Here is a 19,215-nt window from a genome sequence, read left to right as displayed (position 1 = left end):
CGACGCGCAGCTATTCCTTGGCGAGCGAAATGTCAGGCGCATCGGGACGCTTCATGCCGACAATGTGATAGCCGGAATCGACGTGATGCACCTCGCCGGTGACGCCGCGCGAGAGATCGGACAACAGATAGAGCGCGCTATCGCCGACCTCCTCGATCGTGACCGTGCGCCGCATTGGAGCGTTGTACTCGTTCCACTTCAGAATGTAGCGGAAATCGCCGATGCCGGAGGCCGCGAGCGTCTTGATCGGACCTGCCGAGATCGCGTTGACGCGGATGTTCTTCTCGCCGAGATCGGCGGCCAGATAGCGCACGCTCGCTTCCAGCGCCGCCTTTGCGATGCCCATCACATTGTAATGCGGCATCCACTTCTCGGCGCCGTAATAGGTCAGCGTGATGATCGAGCCGCCGTCGGTCATGAGCTTCTCGGCCCGCTGCGCGATCGCGGTGAGCGAGTAGCAACTGATCAGCATGGACTTGGAGAAATTCTCCGCCGTGGTCTCGATGTAACGGCCGTCGAGCTGGTCCTTGTCGGAGAAGGCGATCGCATGCACGACAAAATCGATCTTGCCCCACTTCTCCCTGACGACGTCGAACACCGCGTCGATGGTCGCAGCGTCAGTGACGTCGCAATGGCCGAGCAGCAGCGCGTTCAATTCCTTCGCCAAGGGCTCGACCCGCTTCTTCAGGGCATCGCCCTGCCAGGTGAGCGCGATCTCTGCGCCGGCGTCGTGGCAGGCTTTGGCGATCCCCCAGGCGATCGAGCGATTGTTGGCGACGCCAAGGATCACGCCGCGCTTGCCCTGCATCAGACCCGATTTCTGTGCCATCCGCTGTCCACTCCCGCGTTGGATTTGGTATTCGGAGGTACACCAGCGCTCCACCGCGGTACAGCCCCCTTCACGGCCATTTTGCCCGATCCTGTAGCTCGGGTGGAGCGAAACGCAACCCGGGGCTACAAATCGCTACAAGGAATAGCCACGTCACTCAGGTGTTATGTTGAGTAGGCGTCTGAGCCGAAGCAGGATGAAGATTCCGGTGTCATGACCGCGTTCCGGCAGAGTGTTGAAGCCATGATCCCGGCACTGCGCCGCTACGCGCGGGCGCTCGCGCGCGATGCCGATATCGCCGATGACCTGGTGCAGGACACCTTGGTGCGGGCGCTGCGCTCGGAGCGGCTGTTCCTCGGCGGCGACGTCAGGAGCTGGCTCTATACGATCCTGACCAACCTCAACAAGAACCGCCGGCGCTCGCTGGCGCGGCGGCCACAATTCATGCCGCTGCTGGACAACAATCCGGACGCCAGCGGCACGGAAGCCGAAGGCCGCGACATCGCCCGCGCGCTGGCGACGCTGGTGGAAGAGCAGCGCGCGGCGCTGCTTCTGGTGATGCTGGAAGGATTGAGTTACCGCGAGGTCGCCGACATCCAGGGCGTGCCGATCGGCACCGTGATGTCCCGGCTTGCGCGCGCTCGCGCCCACGTTAAAGCCTTCCTCGAGGGCGAACGGGCGACGGCGCTGAGGCGGGTGAAGTGATGGCAGGCGTTGTGCATGGCCATGACATCAGGTTGAGGCGATTTCTTTTCTTGAGAATTAGACAGAGACGACTGCGATGACCAACCCCAGGATTCCCGTCACCGAGGACGAGCTGCACGCCTATGTCGACAACGAATTGCCGGCGGAGCGCCGCGGCGATGTCGAGGCGTGGCTGGCCGCGCACCCTGATGACGCCGAGCGGGTGCGGTCGTGGCTCGCCATGGCCGACGTGCTGCATGCGCGCTACGATTCGGTCGCCGACGAAGCGGTGCCGAAGCGGCTCGAGATCGAGCAGCTCGTGCGTCAGCCGCGCAAGCTGGTCTATGGCGCCATTGCCGCGACGCTGCTGGCGTTCATCGCCGGCGGCGGCGTCGGCTGGATCGCGCATGGCGCGGCAGCCACGCCCTCGCCGCTGCAGAGCTTCACGCTCGATGCGATGGACGCGCACCGGCTCTATGTGGTCGAGGTCCGCCATCCGGTCGAGGTGCCCGGCGATGAGCGCGCCCATCTCCAGGCCTGGCTGACCAAGCGCTGCGGCTGGGACGTGCGCGCGCCGGATATGTCGGCGGCGGGATTGAAGCTGGTTGGCGGCCGGCTGCTGCCCGGCCCGACCGGGCGGCCGGCTTCCTTCCTGATGTATGAAAGCGCCTCCGGCGAGCGCTTCACGGTCTACGCCTCCAAGGCACAGGCCGAGACCACGCAGATGCGTTACGCCACGCACGGCAATGAAGGCGCGCTGTTCTGGGCCGACCGCGGCGTCGGCTATGTCGTCAGCGGCGGCAGCGACCGCAACCGCCTGACCCAGATCGCGCAAGCCGTCTACGACCAGATGGAAAAGAACGGCGGGTAGCTCGGAGCGGGAGCGCCCTTGTAGCCCGGGTGGAGCGCAGCGTAACCCGGGGATAGCCTCTCCAACCTGGGAACGGAGTCGCGCGCTGCGCTACCTGCCCCGGGTTGCGCTGCGCTCCACCCGGGCTACAGGGGCTGCGTGCAGGTTAATCCGCTCGCTCTCCAAAGTTCCCACCATCCGCCTCACCAGATCCGCTCCAGTCCCGGGGCAATATTCCAGCGCGAACATAGCGATGCAGCGAGGAGAACGGCCAATCGACTGGTGAGCCGACCAGCCGATGCTTGACCGGATTGAAATGGATGTAATCGGCGCAGCGCTCGAAATCGCTTTCGTCGCGGATCGTGTGCTCCCAGAAGCGCTTCTGCCAAAGAGCGTATTCGCCGCGGTGGTCACGTGAGAGCGGGACGCCCGCGGCCGCGACGCTGCGAAGGCTGACTTGATTCGGCGCCATCGGTCCGAGAAATCCGCGTCCCCCTCAGGCAGGGTCATGATGGCATGCAGGTGATCGGGAAGAACAACCACGGCATCGAGAACAAACGGGGCGCTCGTTGCGGGTCTTTCGGAACGCCGCGCGCAACAGCGAGGCATGGTCCACCAGTGCAGACGAGCTGCGATCATCCAGCGTCACGGTGAAGAAAAGGTCCCGCCAGGGAGGAAGTTGCGCCGATACCGGACCATGATGACGTACTTACACCAACGACCGCTCTTCTTGTAGCGCAACCCGGGGCGAGTTCGCGTGGGGCAACTTAGCGGATCGTGCGCGGATCGACCGGCCCCGGATTGCGCTTCGCTTCATCCGGGCTACAGGGTCCTCTGCTGGGGCTGAGAAAAAAGGGCCACCTGCGACAGCAAGCGGCCCAAGTCTAGGGAGGAAACGCCCAAGGAGGGCTGCGACAGCGCAAAGCGCCATCGCACCACGTTATGTAGTTCGCGTACACGGATTCGAAAGACCGGGTGATACCGGGTTTTGCGAAAACGCCCGCATTTCGCGGACGTTCGTGATGCAATAGCCACACTTGCCCGACGTCCCAATTCCGTCATCGAAAATCTGGAATAAGGACATCGGCGCGTCTCAGAATCGCACCGGATGTTCCCGCGTTATCGCGCAGCGCCCGATCCGCCGATCGGCGCTCGCGGCCTCGATTGGGGTTTGGTACTGCGCTGGTCCCCCTCTCGAGGCCGCACCCTCAGCCAAGATCGCTGCGGGGATTGTAAGGATGTTGGTCGCGCCACTTCTGCATCAATGCTTCCAGCTCCGCATCGTTCCCGTCGGGCAGGATAATGCGGGTGGTGGCATAGAGGTCGCCCGCGCCGCCCGACTTCGGCAGGCCCTTGCCCTTCAGCCTAAACGTGCGCCCGCTTGAGGTGTTCTTGGGGATCGACAATTCGACCGCGCCGCCAAGCGTCGGCACGCGGACCTTGCCGCCCAGCACCGCCTCGTACAGTGTGATCGGCAGCTCGATCCTGAGATCGTTGCCGTCGACCTTGAAGAAGGGATGCGGCGCGATCGTCACGGTGATCAGGAGATCGCCGGGGCGATGGCCGGGCGCCGTCTCGCCCTGCCCCTTCAGCCGGATCTGCTGGCCCGAGCTGACGCCGGCGGGAATCTTGACGTTGAGTTCCTTGCCGGTCGGCAGGCGGACGCGCTTCTCGGCGCCCTTCACTGCCTCCTCCAGCGACACCGTCATGGCGACGCTGAGGTCGAGGTCGAGGCCGACACCACCGGTGTCGAATTCAAATTGGGTGCCGCCGCTGCGCGCACGCGCACCGCCGCCGAACATGCTGTTGAGGATGTCCTCGAAGCCCGCGGCGCCGCCGCCCGTGCCGCCGCCGGCGCCGCTGCGGAACGTATAGGTTTCGAACCCGCCCGGACCAGCATGACCGCGCGCATCGCCACCGCCAAAGCCTCCACCGGGGAAGCCCTGGAAGCGCGGCTTGCCCTCGGCGTCGATCTCGCCGCGGTCAAATTGCTTGCGCTTCTCCTCATCGCCGACGATTTCGTTGGCCGAGTTGATCTCGGCAAAACGCTCGGCAGCCTTCGGATCGTTCTTGTTGCTGTCGGGATGATGCTTCTTGGCGAGCTTGCGATAGGCGCTCTTGATCGCGGCAGCGCTGGCGCCCCGCGGCACCCCCAAGACCTCATAGGGGTCGCGCATCCGTCACGTCTCCTTCACGGGAAATCAGACCTGAAATTTTCGGGCTTGTCGCCCACTTCGGTGTCATTTGGGGACGCAGTGGCATTTTTGCAACTGCTTTCAGCGATCAGGATCGCCAAGGTTTCAGATTATGGATCTCCCACCGCCCACGTCCGGTCCGGCAGCCGGCGCCCTGCAGCCAGCTTTCGGTCCGGCCGTTGACGTAGCTCGCCAGGAAATCCCGGCAGGTCCGTCCGTCCTCGGCGGCGTAAGCCTGAGACAGCGGCGTCACCGAGCCGCGCGCGCCGGTCTCGGGATTTTCCCAGGCCTGGCTGGAATCCTTGTCGCCCTTGGTCAGCACGTCGGAGGCGGCGTTGCGGGCAAAGGCGAGGTCGCTGTCGGTCGGCGCCGATGCCCTTACCTGGGTCGCGCCGAGCGCACCCGTCAAGTCCTTGTCGTCCAGCCGGGCGAAACTGTCCCCGCGCGACAGGGCGCAACCGCCGGCCCCGAGGCCGATTAGAACCAATGTCATCACCGTCCCCGCCGGGCGGATCGCCGATAGGCCAACGCGTCCCCATGCCCTATATAAGGACGTCCTATATAGGGCGAGTAACGCGCGCTCTGAGGCCGACGGACGCAACGCTGGACTCCTGACATGACAGACACGACCTCCATCAAACACCCTACACCGTTAACATCGGGTGATTTTACCGCCGCGGAAGAACCATTTGCGCTGTTCGCCGAATGGTTTGCCGAAGCAGCCAAGTCCGAGCCGAACGATCCCAACGCGATGGCGCTCGCAACCGTCGATCCCGACGGGCTGCCGGACGCGCGGATGGTGCTGATGAAAGGCTATGACGCGGACGGCTTCGTGTTCTACAGCCACATCGCCAGCGCCAAGGGCCGCGAACTCGCCGCAAATCCTAAGGCCGCTTTACTATTTCACTGGAAATCGTTGCGCCGTCAGGTGCGCATCCGCGGCAACGTGTCGCCGGTGAGCGACGCCGAGGCCGACGACTATTTCGCGACGCGCCCGAAGCAGGCGCAGCTCGGCGCCTGGGCCAGCAAGCAGTCGCAACCATTGGAGAGCCGCTTCGCCTTCGAGCAGGCGATCGCGAAAGTCGCCGCGAAATATGTAATCGGCGAGGTGCCGCGCCCGCAAGGCTGGAGCGGCTGGCGCATCACGCCTGTCAGCATCGAGTTCTGGCACGACCGTCCCTACCGCCTGCACGACCGCATCGAATTCCGCCGCGAGGGCCCAAGCCAGGCCTGGTCCAAAGTAAGGCTTTATCCGTAAAACTCAGACCGTCATGGCCGGGCTTGTCCCGGCCATCCACGTCTCAGTTTCGAGCCAGTCCGAACACGTGGATGCCCGGCACAAGGCCGGGCATGACGAAGAACGAGAGAGCCGTCCAATGCCGAACACATCGAACGCGCCGCGGCGCACGCTACTCCTGACCGGCGCCAGCCGCGGCATAGGCCATGCTACCGCGATCCGCTTCTCCTCGGCCGGCTGGCGCGTCATCACCTGCTCGCGGCACGCCTTTCCGGAAGTTTGCCCCTGGGGCGCCGGACCTGAGGATCACATCGAGGTCGATTTCGGCGACCATGACGACACCGTGCGCGCGATCTCAGAAATCCGCAGGCGGCTGGAGAACGACGAGCTGCACGCGCTCGTCAACAATGCCGCGATCTCGCCCAAGGGGCCGGGCGGCACGCGGCTCGGTACTATGGACACCGATATCGACACCTGGCTGCATGTCTTCCGCGTCAACTTCTTCGCGCCGATCATGCTGGCGCGCGGGCTGATCAACGAATTGAAGACCGCCAGGGGTGCCGTGGTGAACGTCACTTCGATCGCGGGCTCCCGCGTGCATCCTTTCGCGGGCGCGGCCTATGCCACCTCGAAAGCGGCGCTCGCGGCGCTGACGCGCGAGATGGCGTCCGATTTCGGGCGCGTCGGCATCCGTGTCAACTCGATCGCGCCGGGCGAGATCGACACCTCGATCCTGTCGCCGGGCACCGAGAAGATCGTCGAGCAGCAGATCCCGATGCATCGCCTGGGCACGCCCGACGAAGTCGCCAAGATCATCTATGTCCTGTGCACGGAAACCAGTTCCTACGTGAACGGCGCCGAAATCCACATCAATGGTGGCCAGCACGTCTAGGATTGGCGATCGCTGAGTGAGGGTTCTCTCCGGACATACCGTCGCCGTGGAGACAACCTCTCATCCGGCGCTTCGCGCCACCTTCTCCCACAAGGGGAGAAGGAAAGAACGCCCTCGCGGCGCCAGTTGATGCGCCATCTCCCCTTGTGGGAGAGGGCAGCTCCGCCATCACCACCAGGCTCATTCGGGTGAGGGGTTCTCTCCACGTGTACCGCCGCCCGTTCGCGGGGAGCGAGCGCGGCTGCAATTTCAAGCTTATCGGATCATGCGTAACAAACGAGGGCACGAAGCAATCCAGACCGTTTCCGCCGTCGACCTCTGGATTGCTTTGCTTGCACTCGTTAGGCGGCCCTCCTGGCCTGTCAATCCGCGTAGAACTTTCGCGGTTTCTCAACGACTCGCAGCGCGCCGGTGTTGAGCGCGCTCGAGCACTCGTCTTCGTTTTCGCCATCGAGCAGGGCAGCGCCGCAGTGACGGCAGATGCGCGGCGATATCGCCTGCATCTTTCCGACCATGCGGTCCTGCTGATAGCGCGCGAAGTCGATGATGTTACGCCGTGGCGTTATGATCTTCTCAACCATTGCTGTCCCTCCGGCTTGAGGCCGGGGGTTATCGCAGCAAAGTTTCGCTCAAACGTTCAGCGCAACACTCAAATTTTAGCGGAGAATTCGCGGAGGAATTGCGGCAGCTTTGTTGCCTATGTTTCGACGTATTCAGCGATGCTGGTCGGCTCTGGAACCGCAAGGCCATCTGCCCGCAATCCATCAAGATGGAACCTAATGGCCTCGCGGATTTCATTCTCAACGTTCGCAACCGTATCGCCGGTGGCGACGCAGCCTGGCAAATCCGGAACATAGGCGGAATAATTGCCATTCGCCTTCTCGATCAGGACTGCGTAGCGCATCGAGCACGCCCCTAAAGCCACTTCTTCAACTTGAAAAGGTAGTACGGCACGATCGCTGCAATCAGCATCATCACGAGCGCGATCGGATAGCCGTGTGGCCAGTCGAGTTCCGGCATCGCCTTGAAGTTCATGCCGTAGATCGACGCAATCAGCGTCGGCGGCATCAGCACCACGGCCATCACCGAGAACAGCTTGATGATGTTGTTCTGCTCGAGGTTGACGACGCCGAGCATCGCATCCAGCACGAAGGTGATCTTGTTGGAGAGATAGGAGGCGTGGTCGGTCAGCGAGGCGACGTCGCGCTGCATGGTCTTGAGCTGCTCGCGCATGTCCTTGGACCATTTGACGCCTTCGATCACCGCCGACATGAAGGTGACGACGCGTCCGATGGAGACCAGGCTTTCGCGCACTTTCGAGGTCAGGTCGCCTTTGCGCCCGATCTCGATCAGGATCTGCGAGTATCGCTTGGCTTGGCCGTGGCGTTCGCTCTCCGGCTCGAAGATGTCGTGGGAGACCTGGTCGATCTCCGACCCGCAGCGCTCCAGGATGTCGGCGCAACGGTCGATCACGGCGTCGAGCAGTTCCGTCAGCACCATCTCGCCGGAGATACCGGGGGCGCAGGACCGCCCAAGCTTGGCCTCGACCAGCGCGAACGGTTTCGGCTGGTCGTAGCGCACGGTCACCAGTCGATGACCAGCCAGGATGAAGGTGACCGCCGTGGTGCGAGGCATGTCGGTGTCGGACTGGCACATCAGCGTCGCGGTCATGTAGCGCGCGCCGTTCTCGATATAGAGCCGGCTGGAAATCTCGATTTCCTGCATGTCTTCGCGGGTCGGCACCGCGATCCCGGCCAGCCGCTCCACGGCGCGGTCCTCCTCGGGGGTGGGCCTGACCATATCGATCCAGACCGCGTTCTCCGGCAAGGCCGCGAGCTCGTTGGAAACGGCCTTTTTCAGCGCGAAGTCGAAAGGAACGAACACCGACAGCATCAGCAACTCCGGAACGGGGCACCGGCGCACCCAACAGGACTAAACTCGATTCTGGCAAGGGCTTCATGACCGGCGCATTAACCGCCCATCCATATTTGTGGCGGCGGAATGGCGCCGGCGCGCCCCGGATTTGGCAACCGTTGCTGATCTGCACAGAAATCGGCCGCCGATGGCAGGACTTGCGGCAAAAAAGCCACAGCAGAGGTCCCGCAACGCGGGATAGGTCTCTAAACGCTGGGAATAGCGGCAGGTTTCGGCAATAATACGATCAATGAGATGATGGAATCGTGGCGATAGGGGCGCTTTTTCGCGCTGCGAACGCAGATTTTCAACGGAAGTGTACCATGTCGTCGCTGAAAGTTACGCTGGGGATTGTGGCCGCCGGCCTGATGTTGTCGGGTTGCATGCAGGCCACAACCTATGAGGCCACCAACGCCGCCATCTTCAAGCCGCGCGACAAGGAGCTGCTGGCGAAGACCACCTACGCGAAAGTTCCGGTCGCCGAGCCGTTCCGCCGCGCCATTGTGGATTACCACCGCAAGGAGGCGCCGGGTTCCATCGTTGTCGACTCCGACAACCACTATCTTTACCTGGTGCAGAAGGACGGCAAGGCGATCCGCTACGGCATCACCGTCGGCGAAGAAGCCATGGCATGGTCCGGCATTGCCAAGGTCGGCAGCAAGACCGAATGGCCGGCCTGGCATCCGACGCCCGGCGAAATCTCCCGACTCGGCGTTCCGACCTATGTCGCGCCGGGACCTGACAACCCGATGGGTTCGCGCGCGCTCTATCTGTACTCCGGCGGCAAGGACACGCTGTTCCGCATCCACGGCACCAACCAGCCGGAATATATCGGCGCCTCGATATCCTCGGGCTGCATCCGCATGACCAATGAGGACGTGATCGACCTTTATGACCGCGTCGGCGTCGGCACCGTCGTGGTCGTGCTGGAACCGAAGCACGGCGACTCGCCGTTCAATTCGAAGATGGCGCTGCAGGGCGGCGGCAACGCCATGATGCAGTAGTCCGTTCGCGGAAGACGCGATCAAAAGCGGCGGTTTTGCCGGCGCTTTTTTGTTGGCTGCGGTTTGGTCGCTGCACGCTTTAGCTCCGCACCGTCGGAATCGCCGGCATCCCGCTTTGCATCTTCCGACTTCGTCTTTTTCGACTTCTTGTTTTCCGACTTCTTGTTTTCCGGCTTGGACCCATCCGGCTTACTGTCGGTCTTGGAGTCGCTCTCGGCGTCGGCCTTCGGGTTATCCTTGGCTGCGACCTGGCGCGGCGGCGCTTGTTCCGGGCGCTCGGCCGGCAACAGCGGGGCGACGGCGGGCAGCGGGTCCAAGACATCCCACTGGCAGATCCGATAATTATTTCGCCGCTCCATCCGGTCGAGATGGATGTGGTCCTCATGGTAGCCGTCGGAGCCGGGCCCCAGCACGGTCGTGAAGCGGGTGCAGGCCGAATGCAGCACGGTCTCACGCAGATCGCGCGGCACAGTGCGGTCGGTGAGCGAGATCGAGCGGCCGTTCGCGAGCTTGAAGGCGCGGACATCGAGCGCGTTGGCGCGGCCATGCTCGGAAAGCTGCGCGCCCGGGACGCCGTTGCGGCCACGGCATTGGAAGGAATCGAGATTGTCGAGCTCGTTGATCGTGCCGCCGAGCCCGGCGGACAGCGGCGCGATGTCGGTACGCACCCACTCGGCGATGGTGGCGGCCATGGTGCAGCGGAGGATCGCGGCCGGCTTCACCGCAACCTTTCGCTTGTCGGGCAGCACGATCGCCTCCAGCCGCACCAGATCATCGCCGCCGCAGCCGCCGTTGCCATGAATGGCGGGGATGCTTGGCGCGATGGCGATCTCCTCCGTCAGCGCCTGCCGGCAGGCTGAGGGCTGCGGCGCGGGAGCCTGCTCGGCAGCCTTGTCGGCGGGAGCCTTATCAGCGGCTTTGCCGTGATCGGCCGGGGGCGCCTTTTCGGCGGCTGCGGGCGGCTCAGGCGGCTTCGCGGCAGGCGCCTCGGCCGGACGGGGCTTTGGCAATGGCACCACCGCTGCCCGATGGACGGCCCTGTGTGGCCTTGGCCGGGGCGGAGCGAACAGGTCCGGCCAGGGAAACGGGGCCGACCTGCGGGCTGCCATGGCGGGGTCGGCCAACATCCCGAGCAATATGGCTACAGCGGTAATCAGTGCCATTCCGGTGCGGCCAAACGCGCCACAAGTGGATTTTCGGCTTGCTTTCTCCGCGCTACAGTTCATGTCAATTTCATGATTGGGTGGCTCGCCATACGGTCTGGCTGGCGGGTCATGCGAGGGAAGAACACTGAGGAGGGACGTGCGTATGCTTGGTTTGATGCAAGACTGGCCTTTGCTGTGTCACCGGATTATCGAACATGCAGCGAAGTATCACGGCACACAGGAGGTCGTGACGCGGTCGGTCGAAGGCCCGATCCATCGCACCACCTATGCGGAAATCCATGCGCGCGCGCTGAAGGTCTCGCAGAGCCTGGAGCGCGACGGCATCAAGCTCGGCGATCGTGTCGCCACCATCGCCTGGAACACTTGGCGCCATCTCGAAGTCTGGTATGGCATCATGGGTATCGGCGCGATCTGCCACACCGTCAACCCGCGCCTGTTCCCGGAGCAGATCGCCTGGATCATCAACCACGCCCAGGACCGCGTGGTGATGACCGACCTCACCTTCGTGCCGGTGCTGGAGAAGATCGCCGACAAGCTTCCGAGCGTCGAGCGCTATATCGTGCTGACCGACAAGGCGCACATGCCAGAGACCACGTTGAAGAACGCGGTCGCCTATGAGGACTGGATCGCGGCGTCGGACGGCAAGTTCGAGTGGAAGACGTTCGACGAGAACACCGCAGCGGCGATGTGCTACACGTCGGGCACGACGGGCGACCCCAAAGGCGTATTGTATTCGCACCGTTCCAACGTGCTGCATGCGTTGATGGCCAACAACAAGGATGCGCTGGGCACATCCGCAACCGATACAATGCTGCCGGTGGTGCCGCTGTTCCATGCCAATAGCTGGGGCATCGCTTTTTCCGCGCCCTCGATGGGCACCAAGCTGGTGATGCCAGGGCCGAAGCTCGACGGCGCCTCGGTCTACGAATTGCTCGACACCGAGAAGGTGACCCACACCGCCGGCGTGCCGACGGTGTGGCTGATGCTGCTGCAGCACATGGCCGCCAACAACCTGAAGCTGCCGCATTTGGAGATGGTGATATGCGGCGGCTCGGCGATGCCGCGCTCGATGATCGAGGCCTTCCTCAACATGGGCGTGGAACCGCGCCATGCCTGGGGCATGACCGAGATGAGCCCGATCGGCACCGTCGCGGCGCTGAAACCGCCCTTCGAGGAGCGCACCGGCGAGGAACGGCTCGACGTCCTGCAGACGCAGGGCTACCCGCCGTTCGGCGTCCAGATGAAGATCACCGACGATGCCGGCAAGGAGCTGCCGTGGGACGCCAAGACCTTCGGCCGGCTCAAGGTCTCGGGCCCGTCGATCGCCAAGGCCTATTTCCGCGTCGACGGCAGCATCCTCGACGAACAGGGCTATTTCGACACCGGCGACGTCTCGACGATCGATGCGCACGGCTACATGCGGATCACCGATCGCTCCAAGGACGTGATCAAGTCCGGCGGCGAATGGATCTCGTCGATCGACCTGGAGAACCTCGCGGTCGGCCATCCGGCCGTGGCCGAGGCGGCCGTGATCGGTGTGTTCCATCCGAAGTGGGATGAGCGTCCGCTCCTGATCGTGCAGCTCAAGCAGGGCCAGCAGGCGACGCGCGAGGAGATCCTGAAGTTCATGGACGGCAAGATCGCGAAATGGTGGATGCCCGACGATGTCGTTTTCGTCGAGGGCATTCCGCACACCGCGACCGGCAAGATCCTGAAGACAGCGCTGCGCGATCAGTTCAAGAGCTACAGCCTCCCGACCGCGGCGGCGTAACGAACAGGTTCTCCGTCATGCCCGGGCTTGGCCCGGGCATCCACGCGGCTTGGCGAGAGCCTCGTACAGGCTGTGAGCGAATCCTCTGTCGTCTGGTGTCATTCCGGGATGCGTGCAGAGCACGCAGGCCCGGAATCCATCGGGCCACAGGCGCAGGCGGCGAAATGGATTCTCTGATGTGCAATTGCACATCAGAGTTCGCGCGGAGCCTGTCATCGGGCCGCGCTTTGCGCGGACCCGTTGGCGCGCCCCGGAATGACAGAGGATAATTCGCGAAATCCCGTAGGGTGGGCAAAGCGACTTCATTCACCGCAGCTCAAACGAGCGCCGGTGGAAGCGTGCCCACCATCACGAGCGGAGTGATAATGGTGGGCACGCTTCCGCCTTCGCTCTTCGAGCTACAGCGGACAAGTCGCTTTGCCCATCCTACAGCCGGCGCAAGTTGATGCGCCCTCTCCCGATATCGTCGAGATTTACGGGCGCGTGCGAGGTGCGGTGCAGGGATCAGCGGATGGGCGCGAGCGCATCAAGCTGGCGCTGAGCTTCGGGTTCGCCCCATTCTTTCGCTTTTTGATACCAGTTGCGGGCCTGCGCGAGATCCGCGAGCGGGCCACTGGCGCCCAATTGCTTGAGCACGATCGGGTCGTAAGTCCGGGCGAGGAGCAGCGCGGCGCGCGCGTCTCGTGCTTCGGCGGCGCGCAGCAGCAATAGCCTCGCCGCCGCGATGTCGCCGCTGGCGAGCAAATCCTGTCCGCGCTTGACGACAACAGAAATTTCCTTCGGATCCAGATTGCGCACGGTGTCCATCTGCGGCGGCGGGGAAGCGGCTGCAGGCCGAGCCGGCGCCGCAGCCACGACAGCCGCCGGTGGCTGCGCCGCGACGCTGGCAGCGGGTTTCCAGGAAAGCCGGATCGAACTACCCACGAGCGCCGCACCGTCGCCGTCACGCAATTCTACCGTCACCACCATCTGGCCGACGAAGCCGTCCGGCGGAATGACCGACACGGCGGAAATCTCCGACGCGGGCACGCGCCACTCGTTGGCGGCGACGCGCTTGCCAGCCGTCAGCCGCGCGCCGGCTGGCAATCCACCGATGGCAATGACGGCGCCAGGAGGGGGAGCACCCACGCGCACACCGAGCGGCAGCGGGTCGTCGGCGAGCCCGCTGCTGTCCTCGACGGCAAGGGTCGCGGCCCGCTTGCGTTGCGGCGCCGGAAACAGCGAGGTCTTGAGCGACTGCCAGGAAGAGGCGATCGATGCGACGGCATTCGACCGAACCCCAGGACTTTGCGACGCCGGAATCGCCATGACGAGGATCATCGCGATGCCTGCCGCAACCGCTGCCGCGATCGCGAACCTCGCTCCCACGCGGAGCAGCGCACGCCTTCCCGAGTTGCGGAGGACGGATGGCACCTCGATAGGCTCCATCGCTTCCTGCATGGCTTGGGCGACGGCCTTGGTGAACATTTCCGAATGGTCGCGACGTCGAGGCTTGCCCAGCGGTTGCAAGGGCGGATCGTCGGCAGTCAACGATGGATGCTCCGCGGACGGTCTGAGCGACGCCGTCGGCTGCCCGCTTATCGCCCGCTCCCGTGGCGCGCAGTAGATCGGATCGTTGGGATCAACGTAGCCTTCGTCCCTGCCACCACTCATACTGAACGCTCGCCCTGAGGCGGCTGCCCACCAGCCCCGCTGATGCACGCCGGCTACGCTGTCTGCGATCCTTACAGCCCATGAGGATGCAACCGCGCACCTCCGGTCCGCCTGGCGGCAACGACCGTGAGCCTAGGTCACTCTTGCAACGTTTCCGGCTGACGCCCGCCGTTATCCTTTTTTGATTGCCGTTCGCCGATGTCCTTCGCCAGGACGGTCCCTTCGCTTCGGTGGTTCCGACAACCTAGAGTGGAGCCTTTAGCCCAAAGTTCCGCCGAGTCAATCTGCAACTAAAGATCAGTTTGATTGAATGGTTAATCGGCGAGGTTGCCAAATTTTCCCGTCGCTCGCCTCATATCGCCCGCAAACCTTGAAATTGCCGGGCCGCCGTGGTCTCAAGCTGCCAGTTTTCATCCGGCCCCTGGCAGTGGGCCAAGCCACAACACGGCAGTTCTCACCGATGGCCCGCAGGTTTTCTGTTCCCTATCAGTCGGAGCCGGTGTCCAGCCTCGCCACCTGGGCACGCAACCTCGCGATCTTCTCCGCCGTCGCGGTGATCGTCTCGATCCTCATCGTCCGCTTCGGCTTCCTGGAGATGAAGCCGGCGCTGGCGACCTTCTTCGGCGCGCTGGCCTGTGCGGGACTTTCGATCCTGCTTGGCTTCGCCGCCTTCGCCGCGATCTGGCAGAACGGTTCGCGCGGCATGGGCCGCGTCCTTCTGGCCTTCCTGATCAACGCGCTGGTGCTCGCCTATCCCGCCTATCTCGCCGTGCAATATCGCCGGCTGCCGCCGATCCACGACATCACCACCGACCCGATCGATCCGCCGCGGTTCGAGGCGCTGTCGCGCCTGCGCACCAGCGACGACACCAATTCGGCCGTCTATGCCGGGCTCTACTCCGCCGACCAGCAGCGCCGCGCCTATCCCGATATCGAGACCGTCGAGCTCGAGGTGCCGGTGGACCGCGCTTACACGGTGACGCTGCAATTGGTGAACCGGCGCAAATGGCTCGTGATCGATGAGCGCCCGCCGACGCCACCGCGCCGCATCGGCCGCATCGAGGCGGTGGCGCGCACGCCGATCATGGGCTTCCGCGAGGATGTCGCGATCCGCATCATGCCCGACGGCGAGGACTCGCGGGTCGATATCCGCTCCGCCTCGCGCTATTTCGAGGCCGACCTCGGCAGCAACGCCGCGCGCGTGTCGAAGCTGATCGAGGACATCAACACCGCCGTCGACAACGCGAAGCCGGCCACGCCGAAGAAGGCGCCAGCACCGCCGAAGGCGCAGGCGAAGACGGTGAAGAAGTGAGGCGGTGGGTTGGACACCGCTGGGGCCTGTACTAAATCACCCAGCAGCGTCCGCTTTCGGGCAAACCGGACATCGAGCCAACATCGCCGAATGACCGAGTCTGACCCGAAGGCGATCTTAAACTCGTAACCAGCGAGAGGCTGATCGCAGCTCAGCAGAGTCCTTGGTGGGACTTAGCACAAGCGACAGGCCCCCCAGGATGCGCAGCAACCCGCGCAACCACCGAACCCCCAGCCACCATACCCCCAGCCACCGAACCCGATGTCGTCATCGAACCCGATGTCGTCATAGAACCCGATGCTGAACCCGCAGCCGCCGCAACCGCAACCACGGAAGCCAAGGCAACCACGGAAGCCACCGCAACCTCGGATGCCAACAAACCTGCCACCACCGCAACCTCGGCCGCCAACAAATCCGCCACCGCCGCAACCTCGGATGCCAACAAACCCGCCACCACCGCAACCTCGGCCGCCAACAAATCCGCCACCGCCGCAACCTCGGCCGCCGCCAAACCCGCCACCACCGCAACCTCGGCCGCCGCCGCACCCCCCGCCACCATGGCCGCACCCGCAACCACCGCAGCCGCCGCCGCGCGCTAGCTGCACGCCGCCGCCCAAGTCTTCTCTATCGAAGAGATGGAACGTGGCTAGACTGACGTCGGCCATTTCCTCTTCGCCAAGAACGAAGCGCTGATTCGGCGAGGTATCGTCAGATTGCGGGATACCGGAAGTGGGCATCGTGGATGCGGATGCACTGCCCGCCAGCGAAAGACCCAGTCCGGCGGCGCCCAGCACCTTCACGGCGGCGGCTTTGGTTGTGCGTCTCTGCTTCGAAGCTTGCTTGACCCGTGGCATGGTCGCACCCTCCGTAAGTCGATAGCGCTTAGCGTGGCAAGCGTGCGCGCGGCGCATCCGGCGCGCAAGGGTTACCGTGCGATAAATGCGAAATATCTCATCGAGTTCCTATTCATCTTCATGAACGAGATCGAAACGTAACGCTTTCGGTTGAGGGGCCTGATGAGGTCCGCCTTGCGCCATGACGCGGCCTTGGGGCCGCGCATGGCGCTGTACCGCGCGGTCGAGTCACGACCGGTGATGGCGGCGGCCATGATGACGCAGGAATGCGCCGGGCGCAAAATCATAAGAGCCGTAGCGGTCGCCGCAGTAAGAGACGCCGCCGCCGGCCGACGCACACGCGCCCTTCAACACGGGCCAGTCGGGAGACAACCTGGCAGCAGGCGTTGGCCTACCTCCATTTAGAACGTCCAGATTGGGATAATTGAACGCGAACGCGCCCGGCTCCTGGATGGCGGCCCTTATGGTCCCGTTCGGATTGTAGTCGTTCCTCGGATTATACCCGGAGTCGCGTAGATTTTTGATATACAGGGCGCGGTCTTGCGCGAATGCCGGCGTCGCTGCGGTCGCGGACAGCAGCACGGCCGTTGCAATAGCTTTGAATGAAATCACTGTCGTTTTTCTCCTGTATCGACGGTCGCAGACCCACGCGCGGACAAGACAATGCGGTCACGCTCCGTGAGGCGAGCGTGCTGTTCAAACGCGAGCTACCGGCTTGCAGCATCCGATGCGGATGCCTTCGGCCTTGACGTAGGGAGAGATCGGCCTGTTCCGTTTAAATTCCGCTTCCCGAAGCTCAACTCGGCTTGAAACGCGCGTTACCGAGTCAATCGCCTGTAGACCGAAGAAAGCGGATTGCCGCGCGACAGGACGTCGTGACGAAATCGATCCCTGGCGCACTGGTTATCTGACTGCCCTCGATTACTGTGTAAAGCGAGGCACGTCTGTGAGCCGTCTCACTCCTCGTTTTTTCGTGATGTTTGCTTATTGCCGTGCCGCGGCCAATTCCGGCCCTGACGTGTCAGGGCGGCAACAATAGCGCTTACTGCGGTGGAAGAGTCTTCTGTTGGCCCTTTGCGTCGATCTGCCGCGAGCGCTGCAACGTCCGATGTGGAAGGTAGACCGGACTACGTCGAGCTCCTTTATAAGCCTAGGGTTTGACGTCGCGGGTTGAGACGGGGTTCAAAGCAATGCGCGACAGGGGCGGCTAAACTCAGACCGTTGAAGCGCACTTCCGTTAATGGCCCTAAAGGCGACATACCTCGCCCAGCCTCCAGTCGCATCCGTCGGTTTCCCGAGCCGTTCATCTACCGATCTTAAAAATGTGAATGGCCTGATTTCGAATTAACTAGAGCAACTGTTTGTACGGTGAAACATCGGGGACCATCTGGCCCCATCGGCGAAGTGGCAATGGCCTCGTCGAGGTCCGCTTGGCGTGGCATGGCCGACAAGATTTGCTCACGCTGAGTTCTTCTGACTTCGCCCCAAACGTACGTTCGGCCGGCATTTGCTGAGCTCCACCGAAATAACCAGGCAGTCTTTCTCCATGCATCGAAACCAGATGCGCGGTCTGGCGTTGGGATCAATGGACGATGATGATTTGCAAGCCCGCAGTGAACAAGCTCTCGTCGTAGTGACCCTCAGTACGGCAACGCTGATCGCATGCGTTACCCTTTTCGTATCTCAATTGTAAGGCCGCCGCAGTTGGCGGCGTCTTTCGTTTGGAATGCCACTTCCTGCCCCGAAAAGGGCATAGCGGCACGTCCAAGCTAAAGGTCGGTTCTTAGAGGTAAGGCAGACTTCGTCACTCAGCCCGACCGCCCTGTGGCAAAAGAAAAGGCCGCCCGGAGGCGGCTAGTTCTTGGTCTTCCCTCTTGTGCTTATTTTTTGAGGGCGCCAGCGGCGTCCCGCGCTGCATCCTTCACATCTCCGGCGGCGTTGTGTGCGGATCCCTTCGCCTTGTCGATCTTGCCTTCGGTTTCCATCTCCTTGTCGCCAGTGAGCTTACCGGCACCTTCTTTGATGGCGCCTTTTGCCTTGTCGGCAGCGCCCTTCACATGTTCGCGATCCATGGTCGTGTTCCTTTTGCTGTGCGGAAGACCAGCACAACGAAAGAGTTACGCAGTGGTTCCTCGGAGAACAAGCACGGGTCCGGCCCTGCACACGAAGACTTCTGAATTTGGCCCTTGGCTGCCATCGCGAACGCGAGGAGTAGGTCAGCTACCGGGTCGAAAGCGGTCCAAGATGTGCTGGCCCGCCAATTCCGAATCTGACCCAACTGAGACATACCGCGCCCCGGCGGGCGCCGGTCAGGTCGTTTTGGGCAGATCGCCGATTGCGCTCAAGCGGCTCGATGGGTAGTCCTTGGCGTCCTCAGGCTAACTGCAGAGGCCCATGATCATCGCAATGATCACCGTGTGGATGATGCAGCCTGCCGTCTACGAGGTAATCGACATGGTCTCCATGCGGCACCTGTTCATGTCCGCAGCCTGGACCGTGAGTATGTGAGCAGTGGACGTGAGGGGTGCAGTTCACGGGATTTGCCGCATCGATCGGGATGACATGTTCGTCCACATGATCCTCGTGCATATGGTGAAGATGACCATCGTGAAGATAGTCCACATGGCCGTCATGGTGAACCGCGGTGTGTCCGCAATTCGGGCCATGGCGATGAGGGTGGTTCTCATGGTGTTTCTCGGTGCAAGTGGCCATCAGCATGCTCCATATGCATGTGGTTCCAGTCCACTTAAAATGGTGCGAAAGGCAACGCCGCCAAGGGCGCAAAAATCGAAAGCTGATCCGACGCATAATGTTATAATGTTACCGCCCCGTACGACCGCAGTTCCACATTTCG

General features: G+C 63.1%; 17 protein-coding genes and 1 pseudogene. 7 read left to right on the top strand and 11 right to left on the bottom strand.

The features are described from left to right. Nucleotides 1-10 precede the first annotated feature (10 nt). Nucleotides 11-829, bottom strand: coding sequence for an enoyl-ACP reductase FabI (gene fabI, locus OZ411_RS22245; protein WP_282529655.1), 819 nt, complete (start codon nucleotides 827-829; stop codon nucleotides 11-13). Between the two features lie 213 nt (nucleotides 830-1,042). Here fabI and OZ411_RS22240 point away from each other — a divergent pair, with 213 nt between their 5' ends. Both OZ411_RS22240 and OZ411_RS22235 read left to right on the top strand, forming a co-directional pair. Further along, nucleotides 1,043-1,534, top strand: a complete 492-nt coding sequence (locus tag OZ411_RS22240; RefSeq protein WP_027578930.1) for a sigma-70 family RNA polymerase sigma factor — start codon at nucleotides 1,043-1,045, stop codon at nucleotides 1,532-1,534. A gap of 76 nt (nucleotides 1,535-1,610) precedes the next feature. Next, on the top strand, nucleotides 1,611-2,384 hold the full coding sequence (locus OZ411_RS22235) for an anti-sigma factor (RefSeq protein WP_130582385.1): 774 nt from the start codon (nucleotides 1,611-1,613) through the stop codon (nucleotides 2,382-2,384). Nucleotides 2,385-2,529: 145 nt separating this feature from the next. Here OZ411_RS22235 and OZ411_RS22230 read toward each other — a convergent pair. From OZ411_RS22230 to OZ411_RS22220, 3 genes and pseudogenes are all read right to left on the bottom strand, one after another. Further along, a pseudogene (locus OZ411_RS22230) lies at nucleotides 2,530-3,062 on the bottom strand (transposase). A gap of 509 nt (nucleotides 3,063-3,571) precedes the next feature. Continuing rightward, a complete protein-coding gene (locus OZ411_RS22225) occupies nucleotides 3,572-4,540 on the bottom strand; it encodes a DnaJ C-terminal domain-containing protein (protein WP_130582384.1) in 969 nt (322 codons plus the stop codon). Nucleotides 4,541-4,646: 106 nt separating this feature from the next. Further along, nucleotides 4,647-5,051: an RT0821/Lpp0805 family surface protein gene (locus OZ411_RS22220; protein ID WP_130582383.1), complete on the bottom strand. Its 405-nt coding sequence runs from the start codon at nucleotides 5,049-5,051 to the stop codon at nucleotides 4,647-4,649. A 123-nt stretch (nucleotides 5,052-5,174) separates the two neighbouring features. Here OZ411_RS22220 and pdxH point away from each other — a divergent pair, with 123 nt between their 5' ends. Both pdxH and OZ411_RS22210 read left to right on the top strand, forming a co-directional pair. Further along, nucleotides 5,175-5,816 (top strand): pyridoxamine 5'-phosphate oxidase, encoded by a 642-nt coding sequence (gene pdxH / locus OZ411_RS22215; protein WP_130582382.1) that lies wholly within the window; start codon nucleotides 5,175-5,177, stop codon nucleotides 5,814-5,816. A gap of 118 nt (nucleotides 5,817-5,934) precedes the next feature. Next, entirely contained in the window at nucleotides 5,935-6,687 is a 753-nt protein-coding gene (locus OZ411_RS22210) for an SDR family oxidoreductase (RefSeq protein WP_130582381.1), read from the top strand. Between the two features lie 362 nt (nucleotides 6,688-7,049). Here OZ411_RS22210 and OZ411_RS22205 read toward each other — a convergent pair whose 3' ends face one another. The 3 genes from OZ411_RS22205 to OZ411_RS22195 all read right to left on the bottom strand — a co-directional run bounded on the left by OZ411_RS22205 (nucleotide 7,050) and on the right by OZ411_RS22195 (nucleotide 8,580). Next, nucleotides 7,050-7,268: a hypothetical protein gene (locus OZ411_RS22205; protein ID WP_245476739.1), complete on the bottom strand. Its 219-nt coding sequence runs from the start codon at nucleotides 7,266-7,268 to the stop codon at nucleotides 7,050-7,052. Between the two features lie 116 nt (nucleotides 7,269-7,384). Further along, a complete protein-coding gene (locus tag OZ411_RS22200) occupies nucleotides 7,385-7,591 on the bottom strand; it encodes a type II toxin-antitoxin system HicB family antitoxin (protein ID WP_282529654.1) in 207 nt (68 codons plus the stop codon). An 11-nt stretch (nucleotides 7,592-7,602) separates the two neighbouring features. Beyond that, complete coding sequence (locus OZ411_RS22195; RefSeq protein WP_130583199.1) at nucleotides 7,603-8,580, bottom strand: magnesium transporter CorA family protein; 978 nt, start codon at nucleotides 8,578-8,580, stop codon at nucleotides 7,603-7,605. Nucleotides 8,581-8,924: 344 nt separating this feature from the next. Here OZ411_RS22195 and OZ411_RS22190 point away from each other — a divergent pair, with 344 nt between their 5' ends. Beyond that, the gene (locus tag OZ411_RS22190) at nucleotides 8,925-9,605 is read left to right on the top strand and encodes a L,D-transpeptidase (protein WP_282529653.1); all 681 of its coding nucleotides are present in this window, start codon (nucleotides 8,925-8,927) and stop codon (nucleotides 9,603-9,605) included. Nucleotides 9,606-9,625: 20 nt separating this feature from the next. Here OZ411_RS22190 and OZ411_RS22185 read toward each other — a convergent pair whose 3' ends face one another. Then, on the bottom strand, nucleotides 9,626-10,714 hold the full coding sequence (locus OZ411_RS22185; RefSeq protein WP_282529652.1) for an extensin family protein: 1,089 nt from the start codon (nucleotides 10,712-10,714) through the stop codon (nucleotides 9,626-9,628). Between the two features lie 199 nt (nucleotides 10,715-10,913). On the opposite strand from OZ411_RS22185, the gene OZ411_RS22180 reads away from it, so the two are divergent. Beyond that, nucleotides 10,914-12,542, top strand: coding sequence for a fatty-acid--CoA ligase (locus tag OZ411_RS22180; protein ID WP_282529651.1), 1,629 nt, complete (start codon nucleotides 10,914-10,916; stop codon nucleotides 12,540-12,542). A 504-nt stretch (nucleotides 12,543-13,046) separates the two neighbouring features. Here the strand turns inward: OZ411_RS22180 and OZ411_RS22175 are convergent. Then, nucleotides 13,047-14,072, bottom strand: a complete 1,026-nt coding sequence (locus tag OZ411_RS22175) for a hypothetical protein (protein WP_282529650.1) — start codon at nucleotides 14,070-14,072, stop codon at nucleotides 13,047-13,049. Nucleotides 14,073-14,655: 583 nt separating this feature from the next. Between OZ411_RS22175 and OZ411_RS22170 the strand changes: the two genes are divergently transcribed. Further along, complete coding sequence (locus tag OZ411_RS22170) at nucleotides 14,656-15,507, top strand: DUF1499 domain-containing protein (RefSeq protein WP_282529649.1); 852 nt, start codon at nucleotides 14,656-14,658, stop codon at nucleotides 15,505-15,507. A 1,082-nt stretch (nucleotides 15,508-16,589) separates the two neighbouring features. Here OZ411_RS22170 and OZ411_RS22165 read toward each other — a convergent pair. Both OZ411_RS22165 and OZ411_RS22160 read right to left on the bottom strand, forming a co-directional pair. Continuing rightward, nucleotides 16,590-16,973: a hypothetical protein gene (locus OZ411_RS22165; RefSeq protein WP_282529648.1), complete on the bottom strand. Its 384-nt coding sequence runs from the start codon at nucleotides 16,971-16,973 to the stop codon at nucleotides 16,590-16,592. Between the two features lie 1,268 nt (nucleotides 16,974-18,241). Further along, nucleotides 18,242-18,433, bottom strand: coding sequence for a CsbD family protein (locus OZ411_RS22160; protein WP_130231261.1), 192 nt, complete (start codon nucleotides 18,431-18,433; stop codon nucleotides 18,242-18,244). Between the last annotated feature and the right edge of the window lie 782 nt (nucleotides 18,434-19,215).

It is taken from the genome of Bradyrhizobium sp. Arg237L (genome assembly GCF_029990105.1).
GTDB lineage: Bacteria > Pseudomonadota > Alphaproteobacteria > Rhizobiales > Xanthobacteraceae > Bradyrhizobium.
Note: the sequence above shows the minus strand (reverse complement) of the source record. Positions and strands in the feature narration are given on the sequence as shown.

What these genes read in the sequence shown, in the direction of transcription:
- OZ411_RS22180 (WP_282529651.1), top strand. Translation starts at nt 10,914, where the DNA reads ATGCTTGGTTTGATGCAAGACTGGCCTTTGCTGTGTCACCGGATTATC.
- OZ411_RS22160 (WP_130231261.1), bottom strand. Translation starts at nt 18,433, where the DNA reads ATGGATCGCGAACATGTGAAGGGCGCTGCCGACAAGGCAAAAGGCGCC.
- OZ411_RS22210 (WP_130582381.1), top strand. Translation starts at nt 5,935, where the DNA reads ATGCCGAACACATCGAACGCGCCGCGGCGCACGCTACTCCTGACCGGC.
- OZ411_RS22225 (WP_130582384.1), bottom strand. Translation starts at nt 4,540, where the DNA reads ATGCGCGACCCCTATGAGGTCTTGGGGGTGCCGCGGGGCGCCAGCGCT.
- OZ411_RS22185 (WP_282529652.1), bottom strand. Translation starts at nt 10,714, where the DNA reads ATGGCAGCCCGCAGGTCGGCCCCGTTTCCCTGGCCGGACCTGTTCGCT.
- OZ411_RS22220 (WP_130582383.1), bottom strand. Translation starts at nt 5,051, where the DNA reads ATGACATTGGTTCTAATCGGCCTCGGGGCCGGCGGTTGCGCCCTGTCG.
- OZ411_RS22190 (WP_282529653.1), top strand. Translation starts at nt 8,925, where the DNA reads ATGTCGTCGCTGAAAGTTACGCTGGGGATTGTGGCCGCCGGCCTGATG.
- OZ411_RS22200 (WP_282529654.1), bottom strand. Translation starts at nt 7,591, where the DNA reads ATGCGCTACGCAGTCCTGATCGAGAAGGCGAATGGCAATTATTCCGCC.
- OZ411_RS22235 (WP_130582385.1), top strand. Translation starts at nt 1,611, where the DNA reads ATGACCAACCCCAGGATTCCCGTCACCGAGGACGAGCTGCACGCCTAT.
- OZ411_RS22170 (WP_282529649.1), top strand. Translation starts at nt 14,656, where the DNA reads ATGGCCCGCAGGTTTTCTGTTCCCTATCAGTCGGAGCCGGTGTCCAGC.
- fabI (WP_282529655.1), bottom strand. Translation starts at nt 829, where the DNA reads ATGGCACAGAAATCGGGTCTGATGCAGGGCAAGCGCGGCGTGATCCTT.
- OZ411_RS22195 (WP_130583199.1), bottom strand. Translation starts at nt 8,580, where the DNA reads ATGCTGTCGGTGTTCGTTCCTTTCGACTTCGCGCTGAAAAAGGCCGTT.
- OZ411_RS22240 (WP_027578930.1), top strand. Translation starts at nt 1,043, where the DNA reads ATGACCGCGTTCCGGCAGAGTGTTGAAGCCATGATCCCGGCACTGCGC.
- pdxH (WP_130582382.1), top strand. Translation starts at nt 5,175, where the DNA reads ATGACAGACACGACCTCCATCAAACACCCTACACCGTTAACATCGGGT.
- OZ411_RS22205 (WP_245476739.1), bottom strand. Translation starts at nt 7,268, where the DNA reads ATGGTTGAGAAGATCATAACGCCACGGCGTAACATCATCGACTTCGCG.